The sequence below is a fragment of the Streptomyces sp. AMJ-169 genome, from assembly GCF_055597585.1.
The window spans coordinates 400,964-424,187 of record NZ_JBVLTJ010000005.1; the positions used below are offsets into that span (position 1 = coordinate 400,964).

General features: G+C 69.5%; 15 protein-coding genes. 7 read left to right on the forward strand and 8 right to left on the reverse strand.

Going from position 1 to position 23,224, the window contains the following annotated elements; genetic code table 11:
• Window positions 1–19 precede the first annotated feature (19 nt).
• Complete coding sequence (locus ACYUD3_RS15110) at window positions 20–1,183, forward strand: hypothetical protein (RefSeq protein ID WP_470969319.1); 1,164 nt, start codon at window positions 20–22, stop codon at window positions 1,181–1,183.
• On the opposite strand, the gene ACYUD3_RS15115 is transcribed toward ACYUD3_RS15110, so the two are convergent.
• The gene (locus tag ACYUD3_RS15115) at window positions 1,150–1,359 is read right to left on the reverse strand and encodes a DUF397 domain-containing protein (RefSeq protein WP_470969321.1); all 210 of its coding nucleotides are present in this window, start codon (window positions 1,357–1,359) and stop codon (window positions 1,150–1,152) included. The two genes, ACYUD3_RS15110 and ACYUD3_RS15115, sit on opposite strands and share 34 nt — an antisense overlap.
• Window positions 1,356–2,237 (reverse strand): helix-turn-helix domain-containing protein, encoded by an 882-nt coding sequence (locus ACYUD3_RS15120; RefSeq protein ID WP_470969324.1) that lies wholly within the window; start codon window positions 2,235–2,237, stop codon window positions 1,356–1,358. Before ACYUD3_RS15120 ends, ACYUD3_RS15115 begins: the two co-directional genes overlap by 4 nt.
• Before the next feature lie 150 nt (window positions 2,238–2,387).
• Here ACYUD3_RS15120 and ACYUD3_RS15125 point away from each other — a divergent pair, with 150 nt between their 5' ends.
• Complete coding sequence (locus tag ACYUD3_RS15125; RefSeq protein ID WP_470969326.1) at window positions 2,388–2,816, forward strand: ATP-binding protein; 429 nt, start codon at window positions 2,388–2,390, stop codon at window positions 2,814–2,816.
• Window positions 2,817–2,992: 176 nt separating this feature from the next.
• Here ACYUD3_RS15125 and ACYUD3_RS15130 read toward each other — a convergent pair whose 3' ends face one another.
• From ACYUD3_RS15130 to ACYUD3_RS15145, 4 genes are all read right to left on the reverse strand, one after another.
• A complete protein-coding gene (locus tag ACYUD3_RS15130) occupies window positions 2,993–3,358 on the reverse strand; it encodes a hypothetical protein (protein WP_470969329.1) in 366 nt (121 codons plus the stop codon).
• Window positions 3,355–14,043 carry a LamG-like jellyroll fold domain-containing protein gene (locus ACYUD3_RS15135; RefSeq protein ID WP_470969331.1) on the reverse strand — a complete coding sequence of 3,563 codons (10,689 nt, stop codon included), beginning with the start codon at window positions 14,041–14,043 and terminating at the stop codon, window positions 3,355–3,357. The genes ACYUD3_RS15130 and ACYUD3_RS15135 overlap by 4 nt, the downstream gene beginning before the upstream one ends.
• Before the next feature lie 379 nt (window positions 14,044–14,422).
• Entirely contained in the window at window positions 14,423–15,028 is a 606-nt protein-coding gene (locus ACYUD3_RS15140; RefSeq protein WP_470969334.1) for a BMP family ABC transporter substrate-binding protein, read from the reverse strand.
• 452 nt (window positions 15,029–15,480) lie between these two features.
• Complete coding sequence (locus ACYUD3_RS15145; protein WP_470969337.1) at window positions 15,481–16,194, reverse strand: PH domain-containing protein; 714 nt, start codon at window positions 16,192–16,194, stop codon at window positions 15,481–15,483.
• Window positions 16,195–16,507: 313 nt separating this feature from the next.
• Between ACYUD3_RS15145 and deoC the strand changes: the two genes are divergently transcribed.
• Genes deoC through ACYUD3_RS15160 form a run of 3 tightly spaced genes read left to right on the forward strand, consistent with a single transcriptional unit; the run spans window position 16,508 to window position 19,824 of the window.
• On the forward strand, window positions 16,508–17,461 hold the full coding sequence (gene deoC, locus ACYUD3_RS15150) for a deoxyribose-phosphate aldolase (RefSeq protein ID WP_470969805.1): 954 nt from the start codon (window positions 16,508–16,510) through the stop codon (window positions 17,459–17,461).
• Between the two features lie 6 nt (window positions 17,462–17,467).
• Window positions 17,468–18,931 (forward strand): aldehyde dehydrogenase family protein, encoded by a 1,464-nt coding sequence (locus tag ACYUD3_RS15155; RefSeq protein WP_470969339.1) that lies wholly within the window; start codon window positions 17,468–17,470, stop codon window positions 18,929–18,931.
• A gap of 2 nt (window positions 18,932–18,933) precedes the next feature.
• Window positions 18,934–19,824 carry an aldehyde dehydrogenase family protein gene (locus ACYUD3_RS15160; protein ID WP_470969341.1) on the forward strand — a complete coding sequence of 297 codons (891 nt, stop codon included), beginning with the start codon at window positions 18,934–18,936 and terminating at the stop codon, window positions 19,822–19,824.
• A gap of 117 nt (window positions 19,825–19,941) precedes the next feature.
• Here ACYUD3_RS15160 and ACYUD3_RS15165 read toward each other — a convergent pair whose 3' ends face one another.
• Window positions 19,942–20,349: a hypothetical protein gene (locus ACYUD3_RS15165; protein WP_470969343.1), complete on the reverse strand. Its 408-nt coding sequence runs from the start codon at window positions 20,347–20,349 to the stop codon at window positions 19,942–19,944.
• Between the two features lie 59 nt (window positions 20,350–20,408).
• Between ACYUD3_RS15165 and ACYUD3_RS15170 the strand changes: the two genes are divergently transcribed.
• Window positions 20,409–21,122, forward strand: a complete 714-nt coding sequence (locus tag ACYUD3_RS15170) for a uridine kinase family protein (protein WP_470969346.1) — start codon at window positions 20,409–20,411, stop codon at window positions 21,120–21,122.
• 229 nt (window positions 21,123–21,351) lie between these two features.
• On the opposite strand, the gene ACYUD3_RS15175 is transcribed toward ACYUD3_RS15170, so the two are convergent.
• Window positions 21,352–22,092, reverse strand: coding sequence for a SigE family RNA polymerase sigma factor (locus tag ACYUD3_RS15175; protein WP_470969348.1), 741 nt, complete (start codon window positions 22,090–22,092; stop codon window positions 21,352–21,354).
• Window positions 22,093–22,273: 181 nt separating this feature from the next.
• Between ACYUD3_RS15175 and ACYUD3_RS15180 the strand changes: the two genes are divergently transcribed.
• Window positions 22,274–23,224 (forward strand): methyltransferase, encoded by a 951-nt coding sequence (locus tag ACYUD3_RS15180; RefSeq protein WP_470969350.1) that lies wholly within the window; start codon window positions 22,274–22,276, stop codon window positions 23,222–23,224.

Here is a 23,224-nt window from a genome sequence, read left to right on the forward strand (position 1 = left end):
CACCCCTGGAGCCGCCGCCGTGACCTCCGTAACCCAAGCCCCACCCACGCATCAGGCGGCACCCCCCAAAGACCAGCCCGCGCTACGCCACCTGCGCCACGCGGCCCCGGCCCTCGCGTCGTACCTCGCGGTACGCACAACGGCCCTCCTCTTCCTCACCCTCTGGTCCCACCGCCGCCACCACGGCATCCGCCCGATCCTGTCCCACCAGTGGGACGCGAAGTGGTACGCGGGCGTGGCGGCCCACGGCTACACCCACACCCTGGGCACCGCGTACGACGCCAACAACCTGGCGTTCTTCCCGCTGTACCCGTACACGGTGAAGGCGCTCTCGGCCCTGACGCACGTGTCGTTCGCGAGCACGGGCCTGGCGCTGGCCGTACTGGCGTCCTTCGCGGCGGCGTGGGGCGTCTTCGCGGTGGGCGACCACCTCTACGACCGCCGCACCGGAGTCCTCCTCACGGTCCTGTGGGCGGCGTGGCCGGTCGCGTCCGTGCAGTGGATGGCGTACACGGAGTCCCTGTTCACGGCGTTCGCGGCCTGGTCGTTGTACGCGGTACTGACCCAACGCTGGCTGCTGGCAGCGGTGTTGGCGTCCCTGGCCGGCCTGACCCGCCCAACTGGCGTGGCGGTGGCGGCGGCTGTGTCGGTGACGGCGCTGTGGTCGCTGCGGGGAGAGCGCCGGTACGACGCCGGGGTGGCCGTACTCCTGGCCCCGCTGGGGTGGTTGGCGTACGTGGTGTGGGTCGGCGCCCGTCTGCACCGCTGGGACGGTTACTTCGCGGTGCAGCGGCTCTGGCACAACGACTGGGACGCCGGGCGGGAGACGTTGCGGCGGTTCAGGGAGATCTTGGGGCAGGACTCGACGCCGGAACTGTTCTTGGTGGGGGTGACGTTGACGCTGCTGGGAGCGGCGCTGCTGTACGCGGCGTCACTGTGGGACCGACAGCCGCTCCCCCTCCTGATCTATACGGGGACGCTGCTGGCGATCGTGCTGGGCAGCGGCGGCGTGTACTTCCCGAGGGCACGCTTCTTGCTGCCGGCGTTCCCCCTGCTGCTCCCCGTGGCCGTCCATCTGACGCGCGCGTCGGGGCGGTTCAGGTGGGGGGTGGTGGGGTTGGCAGTAGGGGGGGCGGCGTATTTCGGGGCTTACATGGCGTTGGTGTGGCCGAGTGCGCCGTGAGGGGGGTGGATGAAGGAGGTCCAGGTGGCGGGGTGGAGGGTGAGATGGGGACGGGTGATGTCCTTGGAGTCCCGTACGCGGATGGCGTGTTGGGCGACGGAGACCTCGACGCAGCTGTCACCCTGGGTCCCGCTGTAGCTGGACTTGAACCAGGCGAGATCTTCGGTCGTGCTCATAGCTCTCCTCGCAGTCGCTCCAACAGGCCCCTCGATTCCTGGGGGTTGAGGGCCTGCGAGCGCAGTGTGTCATAGCCCTGGTAGAGGGAGCTCACTACTTTGGGATCACTGATGAGACGCCCGTTCTGCTGTCCTTCCGAGTACGCGAGCCGCTTGCGCGCAGGGGTCTCCAGCAGTTGCACAGGTCCGTCCAGACACGCATGGAACTCGGCTTCCAACGGCACGATCTGGAGCGTCACGTTGCGCAAAGCGCTCAGCTCCAGCGCGAGTTCGATCAGCCCCCGCGTCACCTCGACCCCGCCCAGCCGCCGCCGGTAGATGTGCTCCTCGACGATGAAGCTGAAGAGGACATTCGGCCGACCGTGGAGCAGCCGCTGCCGTTCGAGCCGGGCCGAGACCTGAACCTCGACCTGCTCGTCGGACAACGGCGGGATGCTGTTGCCGAAGACGACCCGCAGGTAAGGCTCCGACTGCAACAGCCCAGGCACCATCCGGCACTCGTACGTGTTCAGGACCGCAGCCTTCTTCTCCAGTCGAGCCCACTTCCGGAACCACACCGCGAGCCCCACGTCCCCCCGGGACAGATGCTTGGCGGCACGCCTCAACGCACCGGTGTCCCCCAGTACGGGTTCCGCCCGCTCGATGAAGGTGAGGTCGGGCATACGGCGCCCCAACTCGATGGACTCGATGGTGTGCTTGGAGTACCCGACGAGGACACCGAACGCCTCCCGACTGATTTCGGCGTTCTCCCGCAGAGCCTGGACGACGGCACCGAAGGTCCGCAGACTGTCGGAGGGATCGGGCTCACGTTCGTGGGATTCCTGGGAATCGTCCGCCAGTTCGTCGTCGTCGAAAAGCTCCAGACCGTCGTCGGTCATAAGGGGCCACCTCCAGCTGTACGGGGGAGATCAACCCGCCCAGAGTGACGGCACCACCCCCGTACCGTCTACGGATTGTCCCCGTACGCTGACGCACCGTACGGGGACACCCACTGGAACGCGCCCCCACGCGCCCTCCACGGTGGCCCCATGAACCCCACAACTCCCCACCCTCCCGGAACAGTACACACATTCGACCAACTCCTGAGCAGCACAAGAAGGGGAGCAAGGCTGGCCCGCCTCTTGGCAGCGGAACGCTTTACGGCATGGCAGCTGCCAAGGACCGTGGCGGAGCGAGCGGAACAGGTGGTAGCAGAACTGTCCTCAAACGCGGCACTACACGGAAGGGTAAAAGGAAGGGACTTCCGCCTGGGCCTGCTACTAAACGAACCAGCCCACCTCCTAAGAATCACAACAACAGACGCCCGAGGAACCCAGCGCCCCCAAGAACAAATGCCCACAGGAGCCCTGACAGAATCAGGAAGAGGCCTCCTACTGGTCTCAGCCCTATCCACCCGCTGGGGCACAACGGACTACCCACCGGGCGGCAAAACGGTGTGGTCAGAACTAACTTTCTGACCAGCCGAAACCGCCGCATAAATATAAAATCGACCCTCGTGGAGAATCGAAACTAACCGACCGGCCAAGGAGGCGGCTGCCTTTCCCAGCTCTCGGAATACAGAAAAGAAACCCCGCCAGACCTTCAGGCAGGCAGGGTTTCTAATTTCTCACACTACAGCACCATCAACGCCACCCTAAGACTTCCACTTGATTTCCTGCGGAAGAACCCCGTCTTCCCAGAGGCGATCAAGCCTGGCGAAGAACTTGGAAAAATTCTTGTCAAACTCCTCCCAAGCCTCCTGATCCAGCTCCCGCCACGGGTCAGAAATAACCAGACCGGGCGGTAGCGGACCAGTTGACCCAGCTGCTCTGCGACAAGCGGCACACCACGTATAACTGATCACCACAGGGCGATCCCCACGCCATGTGTTTCTGAGATAGGTACGCACCGCAACCTGCCCACACGCAGGGCAAGCCCACTCCGACTGATCCCGAATGAAATTTCTCTCCCGCCCGAGAACTTCGAGCTCTTCGGGAATGAAACGCTTCATCTGAGTCATGAACCGGTCCTTCGTTTGAAAATACCCAGCATGGCCCGCCCGAATTCCTCGGCAACGCCCTCTTTTCCACCGAAGGTGTCCGGCCAAGTGGCAAACATCCGGTGATGATAGACCTCATGGAAGACTGTCGTCACAGCTGTATCCATGTCAGCAAGACCCATATCCGATATTTGGATCATTGGACGCCCTCGCGGACCCAGATACGGATTCCCGCCAGCGTCATGAGGACTGTTTCCGTACGCAGGCAAACCATCACCAGCGGTCGCAAGCTCTGGCACATGCACGATGTCATACCGGGAAACACTCATTCCAGCCCTGCCCAGCGCCATTTTCAGTTTCTTGATACTGATGGCCGCGCCGCTCTTCCCCCCGGGCGCACTCTGGGGGTCCTCGTCATTGCAATTATGGACCAGGACCGGAGTGGCTCCCGCCAGCACATGGTACGTGTGCAGCCCTTCGACGCTCAGGTCATACGTGACCCGCTCCGCCGTGTACGCCCGGATCTCGTTGATCTGGGCCAGGCCGCCATCAGCGTTCTGGAGGGACTGACCCTTCTTGAGGTCCCCCGCCTGGGTCCACTCACCCCGGCCGGCCTCGTAGAACTGGTGATGCTCGGTCGTCTGGATCGTCTTCGGCCCAGACTTCGTGTCGACGACGACGTCGACGTAGTCACGGTCCGTCTTGGTGACGATCACTTCCTTGACCTTGTGCTTCTCCTTCTCCTTCTTGCCCGGCTCGGCCGTGAGGACGAAGTCGCCCGGCTTGACCTCGGAGATGGGCTTCACCGCGCCGTTGGCCATCAGGACACCGGTCAGGCCCGTGAAGCTGTGCGGAGTCTTGACGCGGCAGCCGGGGCTGGAGGAACCGCCCTCCTCGGCGGCCGGCTTCGACTTGGACTTCGGGCCGTACTTGCTCGCCGCAGCCCCGAACAGGCCCCCGACCACAGCCCCCGTGACCGTCGCCTTCGCCGCCCCGCTAGCACTGCACCCCTCCTCGCTAGCCGCGCAGGAAACGCCATAGCCCACGGCACCCTCGGCACCACCCCCGGCGGCCCCCATCGCCGCCCCCTGCGCGACCTTGCCGCCGACCCCCGCCAGCAGCCGCCCGACCGCACCGGCCGCCGCCCCCGCGACCGCCCCGCCGATCGCCCCCGTCGCCGCCCCGATCGCCGCCGAGCCCAAGAACCCGCCCAGCGACTTCGGACCGTCGCTCATCAGATACCCGACACCATTCGCCGCCGCCCCCGCGAGAGCCGCGCAGCCGATCGTGCCGGCGCCCGCGGTGGCCGCCGTGCAGCCCGCGAAGACCACGACCCCCACCGCCACCGCGGCAATGGTCGAGGCGTGCTGTTTCACATAATTGGCGGTGGCCTTCGCCGCCTTCTTCACCCCGCTGCCGATCTTCTTGGCAGCCTTCTTCCCGGTCGACACCACCTTCTTCGCCACGCTCTTCACAGCGCTTCCGGCGGCCTTGACGGTCTTCTTGACGTTCTGAACTACCTTATGCACCTTGCGTTTTGCGGCCTTGTACGTCCGTTTGACGTATCTCTTGGCCTTCTTCACGCTGTCCTGCACGTACCGAACCGTCTTCTTCGCCGCCCGATGCACCACCCGAGCGGCCTTCTTCACGGTCTTCTTCACATACTTGGCCGCCGTACCGACCTTCTTCGCCGCCTTCTTGACGACAGCCGGCGCCTTCTTCCACGCCGACTTGGCGACACTCTTCGCCTTCGAAGCGGCCTTCTTCACACCCTTCTTGATGCCGCTCTTGAGCTTGTCCAGAAAGCCGTGCCCCGTCGGGTCCGTCCGCGTCAGCGGATTCTCATTCGCGTACGCGTACCGGTTCGCGTTCACCGAATCCGGCAGCGGACTGTTCGCCACCGTGTCCCGGCTCAGGAACTGCCCCGCCTCCGGCGAATACCACCGCGCGGCCATGTTCACCTTGGCCGTCGACGGGTCCGTCCACCCGGACTGATAGCCCAAGTTGCCGACCAGGCCCGAAGAAGCCGTCACCTTCCCGAACGGCGCGTAGGTCGCGGAACCGGCCAACGCCTCGCCCGCCGCCGTGAATTGACCGATCACATCGTCGTGCAGGTCGGTCCAGACCAGCGCCGAGGACACCGGCGTCTTCACACCGAGCAGCGAACCGTCCGCGTTCCGGCTGTAGACCGCCGAGCCGTCGGAGACGACGTCGTTGCCTATGCCACTGTACTTGAAGGCATAGACCTCGGCCCCCGCCGCGCCCTTGGCGGACAGCACCCGGTCGAGACCGTCGTACGCGTACGTCCGGTCCCCCTCGTTGATCACCCGGTTGAAGGCGTCCGCCTTCACCGACGTCTGCGTCCCGTCCTCCGCGGTGGTCGAGCGCAGGGTCCCGCGCGCGGTGTACGTGTACGACGTGTGGCCGTCAGAGGTGAGGCGGCTGCGGGCGTCGTAGGTGTAGGTGTCGCCGCCCACCCGCGTGCGGTTGCCGGACGCGTCGTAGCCGTAGGTCTCCGTCGAACTCCCGTTGTTCCAGGAGGTCAGACGGTCCGCCCAGTCGTAGCCGTAGGTATTGGCCGACGCGCCCGCGACACCGGTCGTCGTCTTCGACGTCAGGTTGTCGTTGTCGTCCCAGCCGTACGCGACCGACGCGACCGTCTTCCCGGTCGCCGAGGTCAGCTTGTCGGAAGTCGGGCGGCCGAGGGCGTCGTAGCCGTAGTCCTCCTTGGCCTTGCCGCCGAAGTCGACCTGTTTCACACGGGAGTTGACGTCGTAGGTGTACGACAGGGTGGTGCCCGTCGCCGCGTCAGCGGTCGACCGCAGGCGGCCGGCCGTGTCGTACGCGTACGTCGACGTCCCCGACTCGTCGGTCCGCGACGTCAGCCCGCCGTCGCCGTCGTAGGCGAAGGACGAGCTGCCCGAGGGGCCGGCCGCCGAGAGCAGCAACCCCCGGTCGTCGTAGGTGAATTGGTTCGTGGCGGCGTCCGTCCCGGTGACCGACGTGACACGGTCGTCGGAGTCGTACGTGTAGGTGTGGTCGGCCGTCGAGGCCTCCGCGCCCGCGCCGGTCTGTCTCACCAGGCGGCTCTTCGCGTCGTACTCCTGGGTCACCGTCACGCCGCCCGGGGAGCGTTGCTCTGTCGGGCGGCCGGCCTTGTCGTACACCGTGGTGAACGTGCGGTCGGCCACGGCCGGTTGGGCGGGAGTCGACGGTTCGATCTGGGACTCCGGCAGGCCCCAGGAGTTGTAGGTGGTCACGAAGGAACCACCGCGCCCGTCCGTGTAGCGCGTCTGGTTGCCCGCCGCGTCGTAGCCGAAGGACGTCGTGATCGACTCGGTCGCCGAGACCGGCTCAACCGCCTTGGTCACCAGGCCAGTTGCGTCGTACGCGTACGACGCCGTGTGGCCCCGGGGGTCGGTCGTCGTGACCGGGTTGCCCGCGCGGTCGTACGTGGTGCGGGTCGTGCGCAGGACCGTCCCGGCCGTGTCGAGGTCGCTCGTCGCGGTCAACTGGCCATAGCCGTCATAGGTGTTGCGGGTGCTGGTGCCGTCCGGGGCGGTCGCCGTGAGGACCGCGCCGTCCTTGGTGTACGTGTACTTGGACACCCCGCCCGCGCCGTCGGTGACCTGCGTGGCCTCGCCGAGGGCGTTGTAGGCGTACGACTGGGTCACGCCCGTCGGGCTGGTCGTGCGGGAGAGGTCGCCGCCGGGGGCGTCGTACTCGTTGACCGTCGTGTACGCCTTCTGCGCGGGCTGGCGGACGACGTCCGTGCTGGTCAGTTCGCGGCCCAGGTAGTCCCAGGTGGACTCTTCGCGCGCCCCCCCAGGGCGAGTTGAGGCCAGGAGGTCGCCGCTCACGGAGTAGGTGAACGTGGACTTGCCGCCGGCCGGTTCGGTGAGCGACGCCACGTCGCCGAGCTGGGTGTAGGTGTACTCCGTGCGGTTGCCCAACGGGTCCACTTCGGCGGTGACTTGGCCGAGCTTGTTGTACTCGTTCCAGGAGGTCGCCGTCACCGCCGCGGAAGCTCCGGGCGGGGTGTAGCCCGGCAGAGTCGTCGACGTCTCCTGGCCGTCCGCGTCGTACGCCGTGGTGACCACATTGCCCAACGGGTCGGAGGTTTCCGTGGGTTCGCCGAAGGTGTTGTAGCCCGTCATCGAGATCGGGCGGACCGATGCCGGTGAAGCGCTACCTGACTCCGCGTCAACTGCCGGTTCGGTGACCGTCGTCTGCTGCGCCGCCTCGTCGTAGGCGTAGTCGGTGACGTTGCCCGCCGTGTCCGTCATGGAGACCGGCAGGCCTCGCCGGTCCAGCTTCCAGCTCGTCGTACGGACCGAACTGCCGGACGCGGGAAGGGTGTTGCCGTAGACGGACGAGATCTGGGCGGCGGTCAGGGCCTCGCCGTAGACCTGGACGTCGGCGATCTGGCCCTGCGCGTTCTCGCCGTACGCGCCCTGGTAGAGGCGGCGGCCGATCTGGAGCGGGCCCGTCGCCTCCCAGGGGCTCGTGAAGGCGGTCGTGGTGCCGGACTGGGCGCCGTTGACGTACAGCTTCAGCGTGCCGGCCGACTGGTCGTACACGCCCGTGAGATGGGTCCAGGTGCCCGTCGTCACGGCCGAAGTGCCGGAGTAGGTACGGACGATGGTGGGGCTGGTGACGTCGGCGGAGTGGCGGTTGAAGGTCCAGCCGAAGCCGGTCGCGTAGTACAGCTGGAAGCCGCTCGCGACGGCGCCGTCCTGGGCGACGAACGTGCTGTTCGCGACGGTCGAGCCGAGCTTGACCCACGCCGAGACGGTGAAGCTGCCGCTGGTGTTGACCGCCGGGCCCGCCGACTGGCCGTAGGCGTTGGCGGTCGCGTCGAGGACGGCCGCGCCGCCCTTCTCGGTGGAGCGGGTGACCGAACTGCCCAGCGTCACGCGGTTGTTGCCGCCGGAGGAGTCCTCGGCGGCGGTGCCGCTCGGCTCCGCCAGCTTCCAGCGGGCGACCGGCGCCGAGGTGCCGTCGTGGACGGTCGTGCCGGTGACGTTGCCGAGGTTGTCGTAGCGGGTGTCGGTGGTGTCGGTGTCGCCGGTCGCGGGGTCGTACTCGGACTCCGTCACGACGTTGTCGTCGGGGTCGTAGGCGACCTTGGTGGTGCGGTTCGCGCCGGTCGGGTCGAGGACCGAGGAGGTGACGCGGTCGGCGGCGTCCACGGCGAACGTGGTCGTGGTCCGGCCGTCGTTGCTGACCTGCCTGATCAGGTTGCCGGCGAGGTCGAAGGTGTTGTCCTGCTCGACGAACTGCTTGCCGTTCGCGGGGTCTTCGCGGGCGACGGACGCGGTGAGGCCGTCGTCGGTGTAGGTGTACGCCGTCACCCAGCCCATCGCGTCGGTCAGCGAGGCCAGCCGGCCCGCCGGGTCGTAGGCGCGCGACTCCTGGACCAACTCCCTTGCCGTGGAAGGGTTGTTGGGGTCGCCGGTGTAGTTGAGGAGGGTGCTGGTGAGCGGGCGGCCCTCGGCGTCGAAGGTGTAGGCGTTGACGTTGCCCGCGGCGTCGGTCTCCTTGACCTTGTTGCCGTAGGCGTCGTACTCGAACGACGTGACCCCGCCGCCCGGATCGGTGCGCGAGGCGAGGCGGTTGTAGGTGTCGTACGTCATCGTCGTCGTGCGCGCCGCGTCGCCGCCGGAGAGGTCGGCGACCGTCTGGGTGAGGACGTTGCCGTCGGCGTCGAACCCGGTGCTGGTGCGCGCCTGGTGGCTCGCGCCGGTGACCCGGTTGGTCACAACTGGGCTGGTTTCCGTGGTGACTTGGTCGTTCTTGTCGTACGTCCAGCTGGTGGTGAGGCCGGCCGGCTGGGCGTCGGTGAGCTCCGACCTGGCGGTCTGGCGGCCCAACTTGTCATAGCTGTAGGCCGCTTTGGCGCCGTTGGCGTCGGTCACGGAGGCGAGGTCGCCGTTGGCGTAGTAGACGTACTTGGTGCGCTTGCCGCCGGGGGTGGTCACCGTGTCGACCAGGCCGGCGGGGGCGACCGTCGTTCCGCCCTCCGCCGCCGCCGTGGACGAGGTGGTGTAACTCGTCGTCGCCGTACGGCCGCCCGGGTGGCCCGGGACCGGCGGGCTCGTCACCGACAGGAGGTTGCCGCCGGTGTCGTAGGCGTAGCTGGTCAGGTAGGTGGTGTCGGTCGCGGACGCCGAGCGGGCGTCGCGTTCGGTGAGGAGGAGGTCGTTGCGCGGGTCCATCGCCGGGAACGCCGTCGTGGAGTCCGGGTAGTACGTGTAGTACTCGGTGGCGCACTTGCCGGCGGCGGTGTCCTGGCAGTCGGTCTGGGAGACCGTGTTGCCGCGGATGTCGTGGCCGGTGATGCTGCGGTTGCCGTTGGCATCGGTGACCGTGCGCAGGAAGCCGGAGGTGTCGTAACCGTACGTCGTGCGCTTGCCGTTGGTGTCGACGGCGGCCAGCAGGCGGTTGCCCAGTTCGGCGTCGTAGACGTAGGTGAGGGTCTTGCCGGCGGGGTCGGTCAGGGTGACCGTGCGGACCGGGGCCACGCCGGAGGACGCCTTGTACGCCGACCAGTGCCGCTCGACCTCGTCCTCGGTCAACGCGTGGTCGTAGGCGGCGACTTCGGCGACCGAGCCCTTGAAGAAGGTGACGTCGCCGGGCGAGCTGTACCAGCTCTTGGCGAAGCCGGCGCCGATGAACGTGCGGGTGTTGGACTGGTCCCTGGCCTCGCCGGTGAAGTCGGCCTGCTTGACGCCGTCGAGGTACAGGGTCTGGGTGGCGCCGGAGGCGGTCAGGACGGCGTGGTGCCAGGTGTTGTCGGTGACGGTGCCGGTCGAGCCGAACGCGGTGCCGCCGGTGCCGGAGGCGCTCCACCAGTGCCCGTGCAGCTTGTTGTCGGCGCCGACGTAGAGGAGCGGGTTCCAAGTGCCGCTCGCCGCGCTGAGGTTGGGCGGCTGGGACTGGTCGGAGAGGATGACGCCGGGGTCGGCGGTCTTGAACCACAGCTCGACGGCGCGCTGGGTGGTGGCGGCGTGCCACGGCGTGAACGGGATCTCCGCGTACGACGAAGTCCCGTTGAAGGACACGGCAGTTGCGTCACCCGCGCCGAACGGACCGGCCACTCCCTGGGTCGCGGTGTTGTACGTGCCGAACCCGGTGTGGACCTCATTGGCGGCCTCGGGTGCGCCGAGGGTGTCGCCGAGCCGCCAGTACCCGGTGGGCGCCGAGCCCATCACGGCGGACCGGTACACCTGCGAAGAGCCGGTGACGGTAGGGGAGTTGAGCTTCCAGGTGCCGCCGTCGCCGTCGGTGACCTGCTGCACGAGGTCGTCGGTGGTGGCGTACTTGATCTGCGCCTGGACCTTGCCGCCGGGCGTCGTGATCTTGTCGAGGAGTCCGGAGGAGCGCTTGGCGGCCTGGTACTGGGCGGTGATGACGGCGGCGCTCAGCGGCTCGGAGTAGATCGCGACCTCGGCCAACTGGCCGGTGTAGTGGCCGAGTTTGTCGTTCGCGTTCATCGCGGGCCAGCCCTGCGTGTTCACGCCCGCGCCGAGCGAGATGTAGGGCTGCTCCCAGTCGTTGATGGTCCCGGTCAGCGAGCCCTGGGAGACGCCGTCGAGGTACAGGGTCTGGCTGCCGGCCTGCCCGGTGAGCACGGCGTTGTGCCACTGCCCGTCGGTAACGGTCGCTGTGGACACGGCGGTTGGGCTGCAACTGGGCGACATCGCGAGACAGCCGCGCAGCTTCCCGTCCGTGCCGACGTACACCGCCGGGGTGTTCTTGGTGGTGTTGCCCACCGGGTCGGAGTCGCTGAGCGGCTTGTCGCCGTAGTAGAAGAGGACGCCGCCGGCCGTGGTGGTCCTGAACCACAGGGAGACGGTCATGTACGACGGGGTCGCGCCGGGCGCGGCCGGCATCTCGACGTAGGACGTGGTGCCGTTGAAGGTGGCCGTGGTCTGCGTCGAACCGGCGAGGACGCTCGCGGAACCCAGCGTCACATTGCGGTAAAGCCCGTTGTAGCGGCCCTGATTGACGTCGACGGAGTCCTTCGCGACGGTCTGCCCGCTCGCCTCGCCGAGCCGCCAGTAGGCGTACGGGTCGGCGTCCAGGACGGTGGTGCGGTAGTGGTTGCCGGTCGTGTAGCCGTACGTCGTGCAGCGCGACCAGTCGGCGGGCGGGCAGACCGAGGTGAGCTGGTCGCCGGAGTAGCCGTACTTCCAGGTCTGGGCGCTGTTCGCGTCGCTCGCGTCCGAGGGGTCCGTATAGACGGTGTCGACGTGCGCGGTGGCGGCCCCGGTGGGCGTGGCCCACGTCAGCGACAGGGAACGGTTGGAGGTGTCGTTCTTGATCTTCGTGAGCTGCTTCGAGGAGTTGTAGGTGAACGTCTCGGTGCGGCCCGCGTAGTCCTTGATCGAGGAGATCGCGTACGTGCCGGTCTTGGCGGTCGCCTGCTTGAAGGCGTACTCGGTGAACTCCTTGTCGGTGAGCGTGTATCCGCCGGTCACCGCCAGCAGCCGGGCGTAGCGGCCGAGCGGCGGCTGGAAGGTGCCGTCGCTGTTGCGGCCGAACGCGACCTGTTCGCCGCCGGGGTAGGTGACGACGACGCTGACGACCGTGCCGGAGGCGTCCTTGTTCTCGGCGGCCTTCATGTCGGCGACGGAGGACCAGCCGGCGCCGAACGCGCCGTCGGTGCGCGGGTCGATGCTGTTGTAGGAGCGGTCGACCTGGAGGGAGGGGCCGACGACCTCGACGTCCGCGTCGGTGTCCTCGGTGGTGTAGTTGCCGTCCGAGGGGTCGAACTCGTGGCCGTCGGTGTTCTGCGCGAGCCCGGAGGTGACGGGCGGCTGCGGGACGGCGGTGGTGAAGCGGCTGGAGTACGTCACCTCCTCGTAGCCGTCCGAAACCCCCACGTACCAGGCGTAGTTCTTCGACCAGACGAGTTTCCCGGCCGGGATCTTCCAGTTGCTCTTGGTGAGCGCGCCGGAGGTGACGACCGGGGTCGTACTGGCGGAGTCGGCGTCGTACACCTCGTAGGTGTAAGTCAGCGTGGAATTGGGCCACTTGTCGGCGTCGCTCGCGTAGACCAGCAGCTCCGGCTGGAGCGTGTTGGCCTGGAAGTTCTCCGGCGGGTACTGGGCGTTGACCTGCGGCTTGGTGTTGGGCGCGTAGGTCAGGTCCAGCGAGGGGCGCCAGGCGGCGGTCGCGGAGTTGTCGGAGTGGAACCGCTTCCAGTGGTACGCGTCCCCGGTCGGCGCGGCCAGCGCGAGACCGTAGTCGGCGCCGCCCGTCGCGACCTGCGTGAACCACGAAGTGTCCAGCGTCACCGGCATCTTGACGCCGACGCTCGTGCTGCCGCCGCTGTTGTTGCAGGCGGCGCCGGGCGCGGGGGTCGTGGTGCCGATGGCGGAGCCGTACGAGGGGCCGGGGTAGGTCGTCGTGGTCGACGGGGTCCAGGACTGCGTCACCGGGTACACCGAGAACGCCATCGGGTCGCACGTCGAGGCCCACAGCGCCCACACGTTGAGGGTCGCGGCGGAGACCTTCTGCCCGGCGATCTTCGAGGTGAGCGAGGAGAACTGGAGGAAGGAGTTGGCCTTGTTGGTGCCGGAGTCGTACGAACCGACCTTGATCTGCACCTCAGTCGAGCGGTTGAGGGCGGCGTCGTTCTGGACGTACGTGCCCTCGCTCGCGGTGACGACGGTCGTCGGGTCGACGGTGACCGGGTAGACGCGCGCGGGGTCGTCGAGCCAGTCCCGGTCGGCGGTCATCCGCAGCGCCAAGTCGCCGTTCACGGTGGTGAGTTCGTACGTCACCTCGGCCGAGCGGGTGCCCTCGCCGGAGCGCGGGTCGATCGCGGAGTCGGCCATGAAGGCGTGCGGGACGGTCGCCGCGACCTTCCCGTCGGCGCCGGTGAACTCGACGTCGCCGTTGTCCGCGAGGCGCGGGGTGAGCCCCTTCGCGTCCAGCTTGAACAGCCAGGAGTTCGCGGCCGTCGGGCTGCGCAGGACGAGGTTCTCCTTGAACCCGTCGGCGATCGGGGTGAGTTGGACGTCGGTGCCGGCGAGGACACCGGCGTACAGCAGCGAGCCGTCGGCCTGCGGGGCGGCCGTGACCTGGGCGGCGCCGTCGAGGGTGTACGACAGGGCGCGGCCGTCGTCGAGGTCGACGGAGGCCAGCGCGTCGTCGGCGGCGCCGGCCGCGAACTCGACGCCGAGGGAGTTGGCGTCCTGCGTGTAGCGGCCGTCGTCCGCCTTGACCAGGCTGGTGTCGATCGGCTGCCAACTGCCGTCCGGCTCCTCGAAGTTGGCGCGTCCGCTGTAGTGGCGGACGGTCGTGGAGCCGTCGGCGTTGAGGTAATGGTCCGAGGTGGCCGTGGACTTGGCGGGGTCGCGTTCGCTGGTGGCGGCGTCGAAGCCGGCCTCGCCGGGGGCGGCCGTGCCGGTGGTGACCTGCTTGGTCTCGGTCACCGGCCGCTCGTAGGCGTCGAGTTGGCCTTCGGCCTCGCCGGTCTTCCCGCCGGTGCCGTCGTCGGCGCTGGTGGCCGCCGTGGACGCGGTGTGGCTCTTGCCGGCGGCGGTACCGCTCTCCTGGTCGGGTGTGTCGAGGGCGGCGGGATCTTCGAGCCACTCCCACAGCCCCGCCAGGGACAGCTTCGGCATGCTCAGCGCGGGGAGCGTGGCGCCGCTTGCCGCCGCCGTCTCCGTGGTGAGCATGAACGAGAAGAACACGAGTACAGAAAGCGCCGTGGCCCTCAGTCTGCGACGGCCGGTACGACCCGGCGGAAACAGACGAAGACCACGCCCCCCTTGATTGCGCATGGCCAGCCTTTACAAGATTCCTACAGAACCTCGAGAGGCTTGCCCAAGATGGAACAAACGTTCACCATGGGGTGGGTAATGTTATGCAAACTTTATGAATGGTCTGGAACCTGGGGGGTGTTGGGGGCATCAGGAGGTTCCCCGGTGGCCGGTGTGCGGGCGGGGGTGATTCACCGACGGCCTGTTTGCGGGTGAGTCGGTGTGCGGGCGGGCTCGGTTCGCGAGTGAACCGGTGTACGGGCGAGCGCGGTTCGCGAGTGAACCGGTGTGCGGGCGGGTGCCGTTCGTGTCAGCGCACCGCCGACCGCACCTCCCGCGCCACCGCCTCCGCCAACTCCCCGTCCCCCGGCCGTACAACAGCGACGCGGCCCTTCCCCGGCGTCACCCCGTCCGCCACCACCACGAACGGCAGCGAGGCATGCTCCCCGGCGACCGACAGCGCGGCCTGGACCTGGGGTTCGCCGACCGCGAGGACGACGTCGCACTGCCGCTGCACGAGCCCGTTCACGTACGGACGGGCGTTGGCGGCGGACTGTTCGCCGGCCACGGAGACGTACGACACCCTCGCCTTGGTGTCCTTCGAGGCGGCCTGCATTCCTTGCCAGACGGTCGCGGCCGTGCCCTTGGCGATGCCGTCCGCCCCGGTCAGCAGGCAGGCGTCGACGTCGCGGTAGGCGCGGGCGCGGGTGTCGGGGGCGGCGACGGCGGGTTTGTGGCCGCCGCCGAGCAGGAGGGTCGCCGTCGTACCGGCGATCAGCAGGGCGGCGGCGCCGGCGACCCAGCGCCAGCGGCCGGCGAGCCAATCCCGGCGCCGGAGCAGCGCGGCGAACGCCTGCGCGCCGCGCCCCGGTGCCGAGGCCTTCTTCCCCTCACGCCACGTCCGCCGCGTCTTCATCAAGCTCCCCCTCCGCCTTTCGGAACGGCGAAACGGTACCTCGTGGGGGAGAGGGGTTACAGGGGGTGCTGTGGGAGGGGGTACCGGGCGGAGCCGTCCAGCCGGGCGCCGGGCGGAGCCTCCGCCGGGTCCGAGCGACGCCGTCCCGGCAGGTGCCAGGCGCTGGGCGAAGCCGCCCCGCCGGGCACCAGACGCAGCCTCCGCCAGCCCCGGGCGTAGCCCTCCGCCGATACCGGGCAAGGCCCTCTACGAGTGCCGGACCGAGACCCCGCCGGACGCTGGCCGAAGCCGTCCTGCCCAGTGCCGGGCTCAGCCCTCCGCCAGGTCCGAGCAACGCCGTCCCGGCGAGTGCCAGGCTCAGCCCTCCGCCGGACCCGGGCGGAGCAAGACCCCCGCCCGATGCCGGCCGCAGCCCTCCCGAGTTCCGAACGCGACCCCCACGCCCCCCAACCTCACCCAGTCCCCAACAAAATCCCCAACACCACAGCCCCCGCCACCGCCGGCCCCACAACCTCCCAAGCCCACCGCACCCCGATCTCCCCCTGCGCAGCCCTCTCCCCCCGCCGCTGCTCGCACAGCTCCCGCAGATCCGCCATCACGCGGTCCCCGCTCGCCCGCCCGTCGTGGTCGTGCTCCCCCGGCGCCCGCCAGCCCCCGAGCCCCATCACCCCACGCCCCGGCTCCCCGGCGGCAGCCGCCCGTGCGGCCCGGCGGGCGGCCTTCTTGCGGCCCCGCAGGGACACCGGCACGGCCCAGATCTGGTACTTCGCGCCGCCTACGGTCAGCACCTCGTTCGAGTACGACGACCGCAGATCGGCGACCTCACCCCACGGCACGACGACCACCCGGAACGGATTGCGCAGCCGCAGCCGCTCGTCGTTGGCGTACACGGCGGGCCGCAGGGTGAACGCGACGACCAGCGGGACGACGAACAGCAGCGCGGCGAGCGCCAGCCAGGGGGCGCGCCCGTGCCCGGCGGTGATCGCGTCGACGCCGAGCCAGCCGCCGATGACCAGCAGCAGCACGCCGGAGGCGATCCCGGCGGGGGACCGGTGGACGCGGTCCGGGGAGGCGGTGGCCGGCCGGGGCGACTCGGGCCCGGGGTCCGACGCGGGCTCGGGGGCCGGCTCGGACTCGGGCGCCGACTCGTGCTCGGGGGTCGTCATGCGCCCGATTCTGCCCGAAGAGCCGGAACCGGGTCCGGCCGGGCACCCTCTCCAAACACCGCCAAGCACCTCCCCGACCCAGCGAACACCCCCCTCCGAACACCGCCAAGCCCCCTCACCGCCCCGCCGGGCACCCCTCCGAACACCAACGAGCACCTCCCCGACCCGGCGAACACCCCCGCCCCGCCCCGAACCAGCGAGCCCCACCAAGCCCCTCCCCACACCCCCCAACCCACCCCCTCCCCCACCCCTCCCCGCAAGCCCCCCAAGGCTGTACAGCCGCTACGCGCGTAGATATGCTCGGCTGGTGACCATGCCCACCTCAGCACCCCACACACTCTCGGACGTGACCGCGTCCGACAGCACGCTGCGCCGTTTCCTGCACGGCCTGCCCGGTGTCGACGCGGTCGGCCTGGAGGCGCGAGCCGCCTCGCTCGGGACCCGTTCGATCAAGACGACCGCGAAGGCGTACGCCATCGACCTGGCCATCTCGATGGTCGACCTGACGACGCTGGAAGGCGCGGACACCCCCGGCAAGGTCCGGGCGCTCGGCGCGAAGGCGGTCCACCCCGACCCGACCGACCGCACGACACCGACGACGGCCGCCGTCTGCGTGTACCCGGACATGGTCGCAGCCGCGAAGGAGGCGGTGGCCGGCTCCGCCGTCAAGGTCGCCTCGGTCGCCACCGCCTTCCCGGCCGGCCGCGCCGCCCTCCCCGTGAAACTCGCCGACGTCCGCGACGCGGTCGCGGCGGGGGCCGACGAGATCGACATGGTCATCGACCGCGGCGCGTTCCTCGCGGGCGACTTCATGAAGGTGTACGAGGAGATCACGGCCGTGAAGGCGGCCTGCGGGACCTCGGCCCGGCTGAAGGTCATCTTCGAGACCGGCGAGCTGTCGACGTACGACAACATCCGCCGCGCCAGCTGGCTCGGCATGCTCGCCGGCGCCGACTTCATCAAGACCTCCACCGGCAAGGTCGCCGTCAACGCGACCCCGGCGAACACGCTGCTGATGCTGGAGGCCGTACGGGACTTCCGCGCGCAGACCGGCGTCCAGGTGGGCGTGAAGCCCGCCGGCGGTATCCGGACCACCAAGGACGCGGTGAAGTTCCTGGTCCTGGTGAACGAGACGGCGGGCGTGGACTGGCTGGACAACCACTGGTTCCGCTTCGGCGCCTCCTCGCTCCTCAACGACCTGCTGATGCAGCGTCAGAAGCTGGCCACCGGCCGCTACTCCGGCCCCGACTACGTGACGGTGGACTGATCCCCCATGGTTTCCGCATCCGCTTTTGAGTACGCGCCCGCCCCCGAGTCCCGCTCGGTCGTCGACATCGCCCCGTCCTACGGCCTGTTCATCGACGGCGAGTTCACCGACGCGGCGGACGGCAAGGTCTTCAAGTCCGTCTCCCCCGCCACCGAAGAGGTGCTGAGCGAGGTCGCCCAGGCCGGTGAGGCCGACGTCGACCGCGCGGTCAAGGCCGCCCGCAAGGCGTTCGAGAAGTGGTCCGCGCTCCCCGGCTCCGAGCGTGCGAAGTACCTCTTCCGCATCGCCCGCATCATCCAGGAGCGCAGCCGCGAACTGGCCGTCCTGGAAACCCTGGACAACGGCAAGCCCATCAAGGAGACGAGGGACGCCGACCTCCCCCTGGTCGCCGCGCACTTCTTCTACTACGCCGGCTGGGCCGACAAGTTGGACCACGCGGGCTACGGCGCGAACCCGCAGCCCCTGGGCGTGGCCGGCCAGGTCATCCCGTGGAACTTCCCCCTCCTGATGCTGGCGTGGAAAGTCGCCCCGGCCCTGGCGACCGGCAACACGGTCGTCCTGAAGCCCGCGGAGACCACCCCCCTGTCCGCTCTGTTCTTCGCGGACATCTGCCGCCAGGCGGGCCTGCCGAGGGGCGTTGTCAACATCGTGACGGGCGACGGTCGCACAGGCGCCGCGCTCGTCGCGCACCCGGACGTCGACAAGGTCGCGTTCACCGGCTCCACGGCCGTGGGCAAGCAGATCGCGAAGACGGTCGCCGGCACCCGCAAGAAGCTGACCCTGGAACTCGGCGGCAAGGGCGCGAACATCGTCTTCGACGACGCCCCGATCGACCAGGCCGTCGAAGGCGTCGTGAACGGCATCTTCTTCAACCAGGGCCAAGTCTGCTGCGCCGGAAGCCGGTTGCTGGTCCAGGAGTCGATCCACGACGAGCTGCTGGACAGCCTCAAGCGCCGCCTGTCGACCCTGCGCCTGGGCGACCCGCTGGACAAGAACACCGACATCGGCGCCATCAACTCCGCCGAACAGCTCGCCAGGATCACGGAGTTGGCGGCGAAGGGCGAGGCGGAGGGCGCCGAGCGCTGGTCGCCGGCGTGCGAACTCCCCTCCTCCGGCTACTGGTTCGCCCCGACGCTCTTCACGAACGTCACCCAGGCCCACACCGTCGCCCGCGACGAGATCTTCGGCCCCGTCCTGTCGGTGCTCACCTTCCGCACCCCCGACGAGGCGGTCGCGAAGGCCAACAACACGCAGTACGGCCTCTCCGCGGGCATCTGGACCGAGAAGGGCTCCCGCATCCTCGCCGTCGCGGGCAAGCTGCGCGCGGGCGTCATCTGGTCCAACACGTTCAACAAGTTCGACCCGACCTCGCCGTTCGGCGGCTACAAGGAGTCGGGGTACGGCCGCGAGGGCGGTCGTCATGGTTTGGAGGCGTACCTCGCCCCGTCGAGCCCGAAGGGCGAGCGTTAAAAATGAGCACAGTTGATCGTCTGTCCGTCTTCAAGACCTACAAGCTGTACGTGGGCGGGAAGTTCCCGCGTTCCGAGAGCGGCCGGGTGTACGAGGTGACCGACGCAAAGGGCAACTGGCTCGCCAACGCCCCCCAGTCCAGCCGCAAGGACGCCCGCGACGCCGTCGTGGCCGCCCGCAAGGCCTTCGGCGGCTGGTCCGGCGCCACCGCCTACAACCGCGGCCAGATCCTCTACCGCGTCGCCGAGATGCTGGAGGGCCGCAAGGAGCAGTTCGTCCGCGAGGTCGCCGAGGCCGAGGGCCTGTCCAAGTCCAAGGCGGCGGCCCAGGTGGACGCCGCCGTCGACCGCTGGGTCTGGTACGCCGGCTGGACCGACAAGATCGCCCAGATCACCGGCGGCGCGAACCCGGTGGCGGGCCCGTACTTCAACCTCTCGACCCCGGAGCCGACCGGCGTCGTCGCCGTGCTGGCCCCCCAGGAGTCGTCCTTCCTGGGCCTGGTCTCGGTCCTGGCCCCGGTCATCGCGACCGGCAACACGGCCGTGGTCGTCACCTCGGAGAAGTCCCCGCTGCCGGCCCTGTCCCTGGGCGAGGTCCTGGCGACGTCGGACGTACCCGGCGGGGTGGTGAACATCCTCTCCGGCGCGGCGAAGGAGATCGCCCCCACCCTGGCGTCCCACCAGGACGTGAACGCGATCGACCTCGCGGGCGCGGGGGAGGAACTGGCGAAGGAGCTGGAGATCGCGGCGGCGGACAACTTGAAGAGGGTGCTGCGCCCGAGGGGTGAGGACTGGGCGGAGCCGCAGGGGACGGATCGCCTGACGGCGTTCCTGGAGACGAAGACGGTGTGGCACACGACGGGTTCGCTCGGAGCCTCCGGCTCGGCGTACTGAGTTAAGGGGCGTGGGGCTGTGCTCGATTCGCGGCTTCCGCCGCGCGGGCGCGACCAGCCACGACGGACAGCAAGCCGCCGACGCTGAGCAGCCCCCCGCCCCTTAGGCACCCGCGACTCACCCCTTGAGCAGCCCAGAAACCTGCCCCACCACAGGCATGCTCCCGATCGACTGGGCCTGAGCCACCGGCCCGGTGAGCGCCTGAGTGGCCACCGGCTGGAAGTCGGCCACCTGGGTCGCCGCCCCGTTGTCGAGCGGATCCACCCCCGTCCCGGCCAGCGGATTCGGCTTGAGCGCGGTCACCGCCCCCGTCACATACGGCAGCGCCCCGAGCGTCCCCTGCAACCCCGCCTGAGGATCGACCTGCCCGAGACTGGACGGATTGGCCCGGACGGCGTCGATGACGGGCGCGGAGTCGGCGGCGGCGGCAGCCCCCGCCCCGGCGCCGAGCGCCACCCCGGCCGAAGCCAGCGCGGCGAAACCGCGCACGGCTGAAGAGTGGGAGAAGTTTTCGTGCTGAGGCATCTCGCTGCCACCTTTTCGCTGCATGGAGTAACCGGGTCGACGCAGAGGGTAGTTGAAGTGTGACGCGCGCTTCAAAGACGACCCGCGGACTCGTTGGCCGGCGCACTCATGCCGCACACTGGTGTCCCGTGAGTTCCCATCCGCCCATACCCACGAGAGTCGTGCTGCTCTGCGGCCCTTCCGGCTCCGGCAAGTCCCTCCTCGCGGCCCGCTCCGGCCTCCCGGTGCTGCGGCTCGACGACTTCTACAAGGAGGGTGACGACCCGACGCTGCCGCTGGTGACGGGCAGCGCGGACATCGACTGGGACCACCCCGGTTCCTGGGACGCGGAGACCGCGCTGACGGCGATCGGGGAGCTGTGCCGCTCCGGTCGTACGGATGTGCCCGTGTACGACATCGCGCGCAGCGCGCGGACCGGCGCCGAGGCGGTCGAGATCGGGCGGACGCCGCTGTTCATCGCGGAGGGCATCTTCGCCGCCGAGATCGTGGAGCGCTGCCGGGAGGCCGGGGTGCTCGCGGACGCGCTGTGCCTGAGCCGGGGCCCGGTGAAGACGTTCCGCCGCCGTTTCCTGCGGGACCTGAAGGAGGGCCGCAAGTCGGTGCCGTTCCTGCTGCGGCGGGGCTGGCGGCTGATGCGGACGGAACGCTCGATCGTGGCGCGGCAGACGGCGCTGGGCGCGTACGCGTGCGACCGGGACGAGGCGATGGGCCGCCTGGCGACGGCGGCGGCGGGGCGGGGCGTGCAGCAGCGGACGGCGACGACGACGCCGTAGCGGTCGTCCGGATACGGCGAAGCGGGACTGGACGGACCCCCCGGCCCCCCAGTCCCGCTCTTTTCCCCCGTGATCCCCCGTTCTCCCCCGTGTTTCCCCCCAGCGGCACCGCTCCCCGCGACGCTCCCCCGAACGCCGTCCCCCGTGGAGTCCCCCCGGTACCGCTCCCCCGTTCCCCCTGTTTCCCCCCGTGGCACCGGCTGCCCTGAACGGAGCCGGCGCCGTGCCTTCAGGCGACGAGCTCCCCGAAGGCGTCCTCCTCGTCACGGCCGAGGCTGAGGACCTGGTCCTCGCGCAGCCGGCGGAGCGACCGCCAGATGCTGGACTTGACCGTGCCGACACTGATGTCGAGGATCTCCGCGATCTCCGGGTCGGTGCGGCCCTCGTAGTAGCGCAGGACCAGCATCGTGCGCTGGAGTTCGGGGAGGCGGGAGAGCGCCTGCCACAGGACCGCGCGCAGTTCGGTGCCGCGCATCGCGTCCGTGTCGCCGGGCGTCTCCGGCAGTTCCTCGGTGGGGTATTCGTTGAGCTTGCGCCGGCGCCACGCGCTGATGTGCAGGTTCGTCATCGTGCGGCGCAGGTAGCCGCCGACGGCGGCCTTGTCGCTGATCCGGTCCCAGGCCCGGTAGGTCGAGAACAGGGCGCTCTGGAGCAGGTCCTCGGCCTCGAAGCGGTCGCCGGTGAGGTGGTACGCGGTGGCGTACAGGGAGGCGCGGCGCTCCTGGACGTAGGCGGTGAACTCCGCCTCCGTCAGCGAGTGCCGTTCCCCCGTGTCCGCCCTGTACGAGGCTCCCCCCAGAGCCTGTTCCACCGCGGGCGCGTCAACGACCGACATGTACGCCGGATGCTGACGCCCGGTGCCGCGGGAGCACCCCCGCCCTCCCACGGCACCGGACTTCTCGGAGCTCCGGCGGACGTCGTGCAGGCGCGTGACCACTGCGCTGGTGCTCAAGCCGTGCAGCGTGTTCATGTCGCGCCCCCCGTCGTGGACTTCCGGTGCTTTTCGCTTCTCGTACCGGCCGTTTCTCCCTGCCGATGCGGAAAAGCTTGCCGGGGGCACTTCATCGCCATGTCCGCCGACTGTCACAGACCTGTCACAGGGCCCTTCGAGAACGACACCACAGGGGGCGCACAGGTGTCGGGGGTAGGGGTTGTCGAGCTGGGGTGATTTGGGGTGCCGTACACCGGCATGGGGCTCTGGCCGGCATGGCGCTTACGACCTCCAGCAGTGCCGCACGCCTCCGCTGCACGGCGACTACGTCAACGCCCGCCGGCTGCTGGGCGCGTTGGCCCGTCGTATCCCTGACTCACCTGCGGGGAAGGGGAGTTCGCCGGCCGAGATCTTCCGGGACCGGCGCCGGACTCGCGCCCACCGGGCCCAGTTGCTCAACCGCCTCCTGGTGGAGCTGGACTCGGCCCACCGGCTGGCCCTGCGCCGCGCCCCCGACGTACAGGAGGCCTGCGCCGCCGCCTACGGCCCTCCGTGCGGCCCCCGCCTGGTCCCCCTCCGGGAACTGCTCGGCGTCCTGAGCGCCCACCAGTGGCGGACGAGGGGCGTCGAAGTCCCTGCCCTGGGCGCCCGCGTGCACCCGCACTACGGCGTCTTCGCCCCCACCCGCGCGGAGTACGTCGACCTGATCGCGACCGCCCCCCTCCCCACCCCCTGCACCACCGCCTTCGACCTGGGCACCGGCACCGGCGTCCTCGCGGCGCTGCTGGCCCGGCGCGGAGTGTCCCGGATCATCGCCACCGACATCAGCGAGCGGGCGTTGACCTGCGCCGAGGAGAACGCGCGGCGGCTCGGCTACGGCGACCGGATCACCGTCCAGGGACCGGGGCTGTTCCCCTCCCCGGACGGCCGCGCCGATCTGATCGTGTGCAACCCCCCATGGCTCCCGGGCCGCCCTTCCGCCGAGCTGGAGCTGGGGGTGTACGACCGGGACGGGCGGATGCTGCGGGAGTTTCTGGGCGGGGTGCTGGAGGTCGTAGGAAAAGCCGACACCCGGGCCCGGCACCCGCGCGCCCGCGACCGGAGTGACCCCCTCTACCCCGTGCGCGCCGTCGAAGTCACCTCTCTGTGGCGGCTGGCCGTCGGAAAGTAG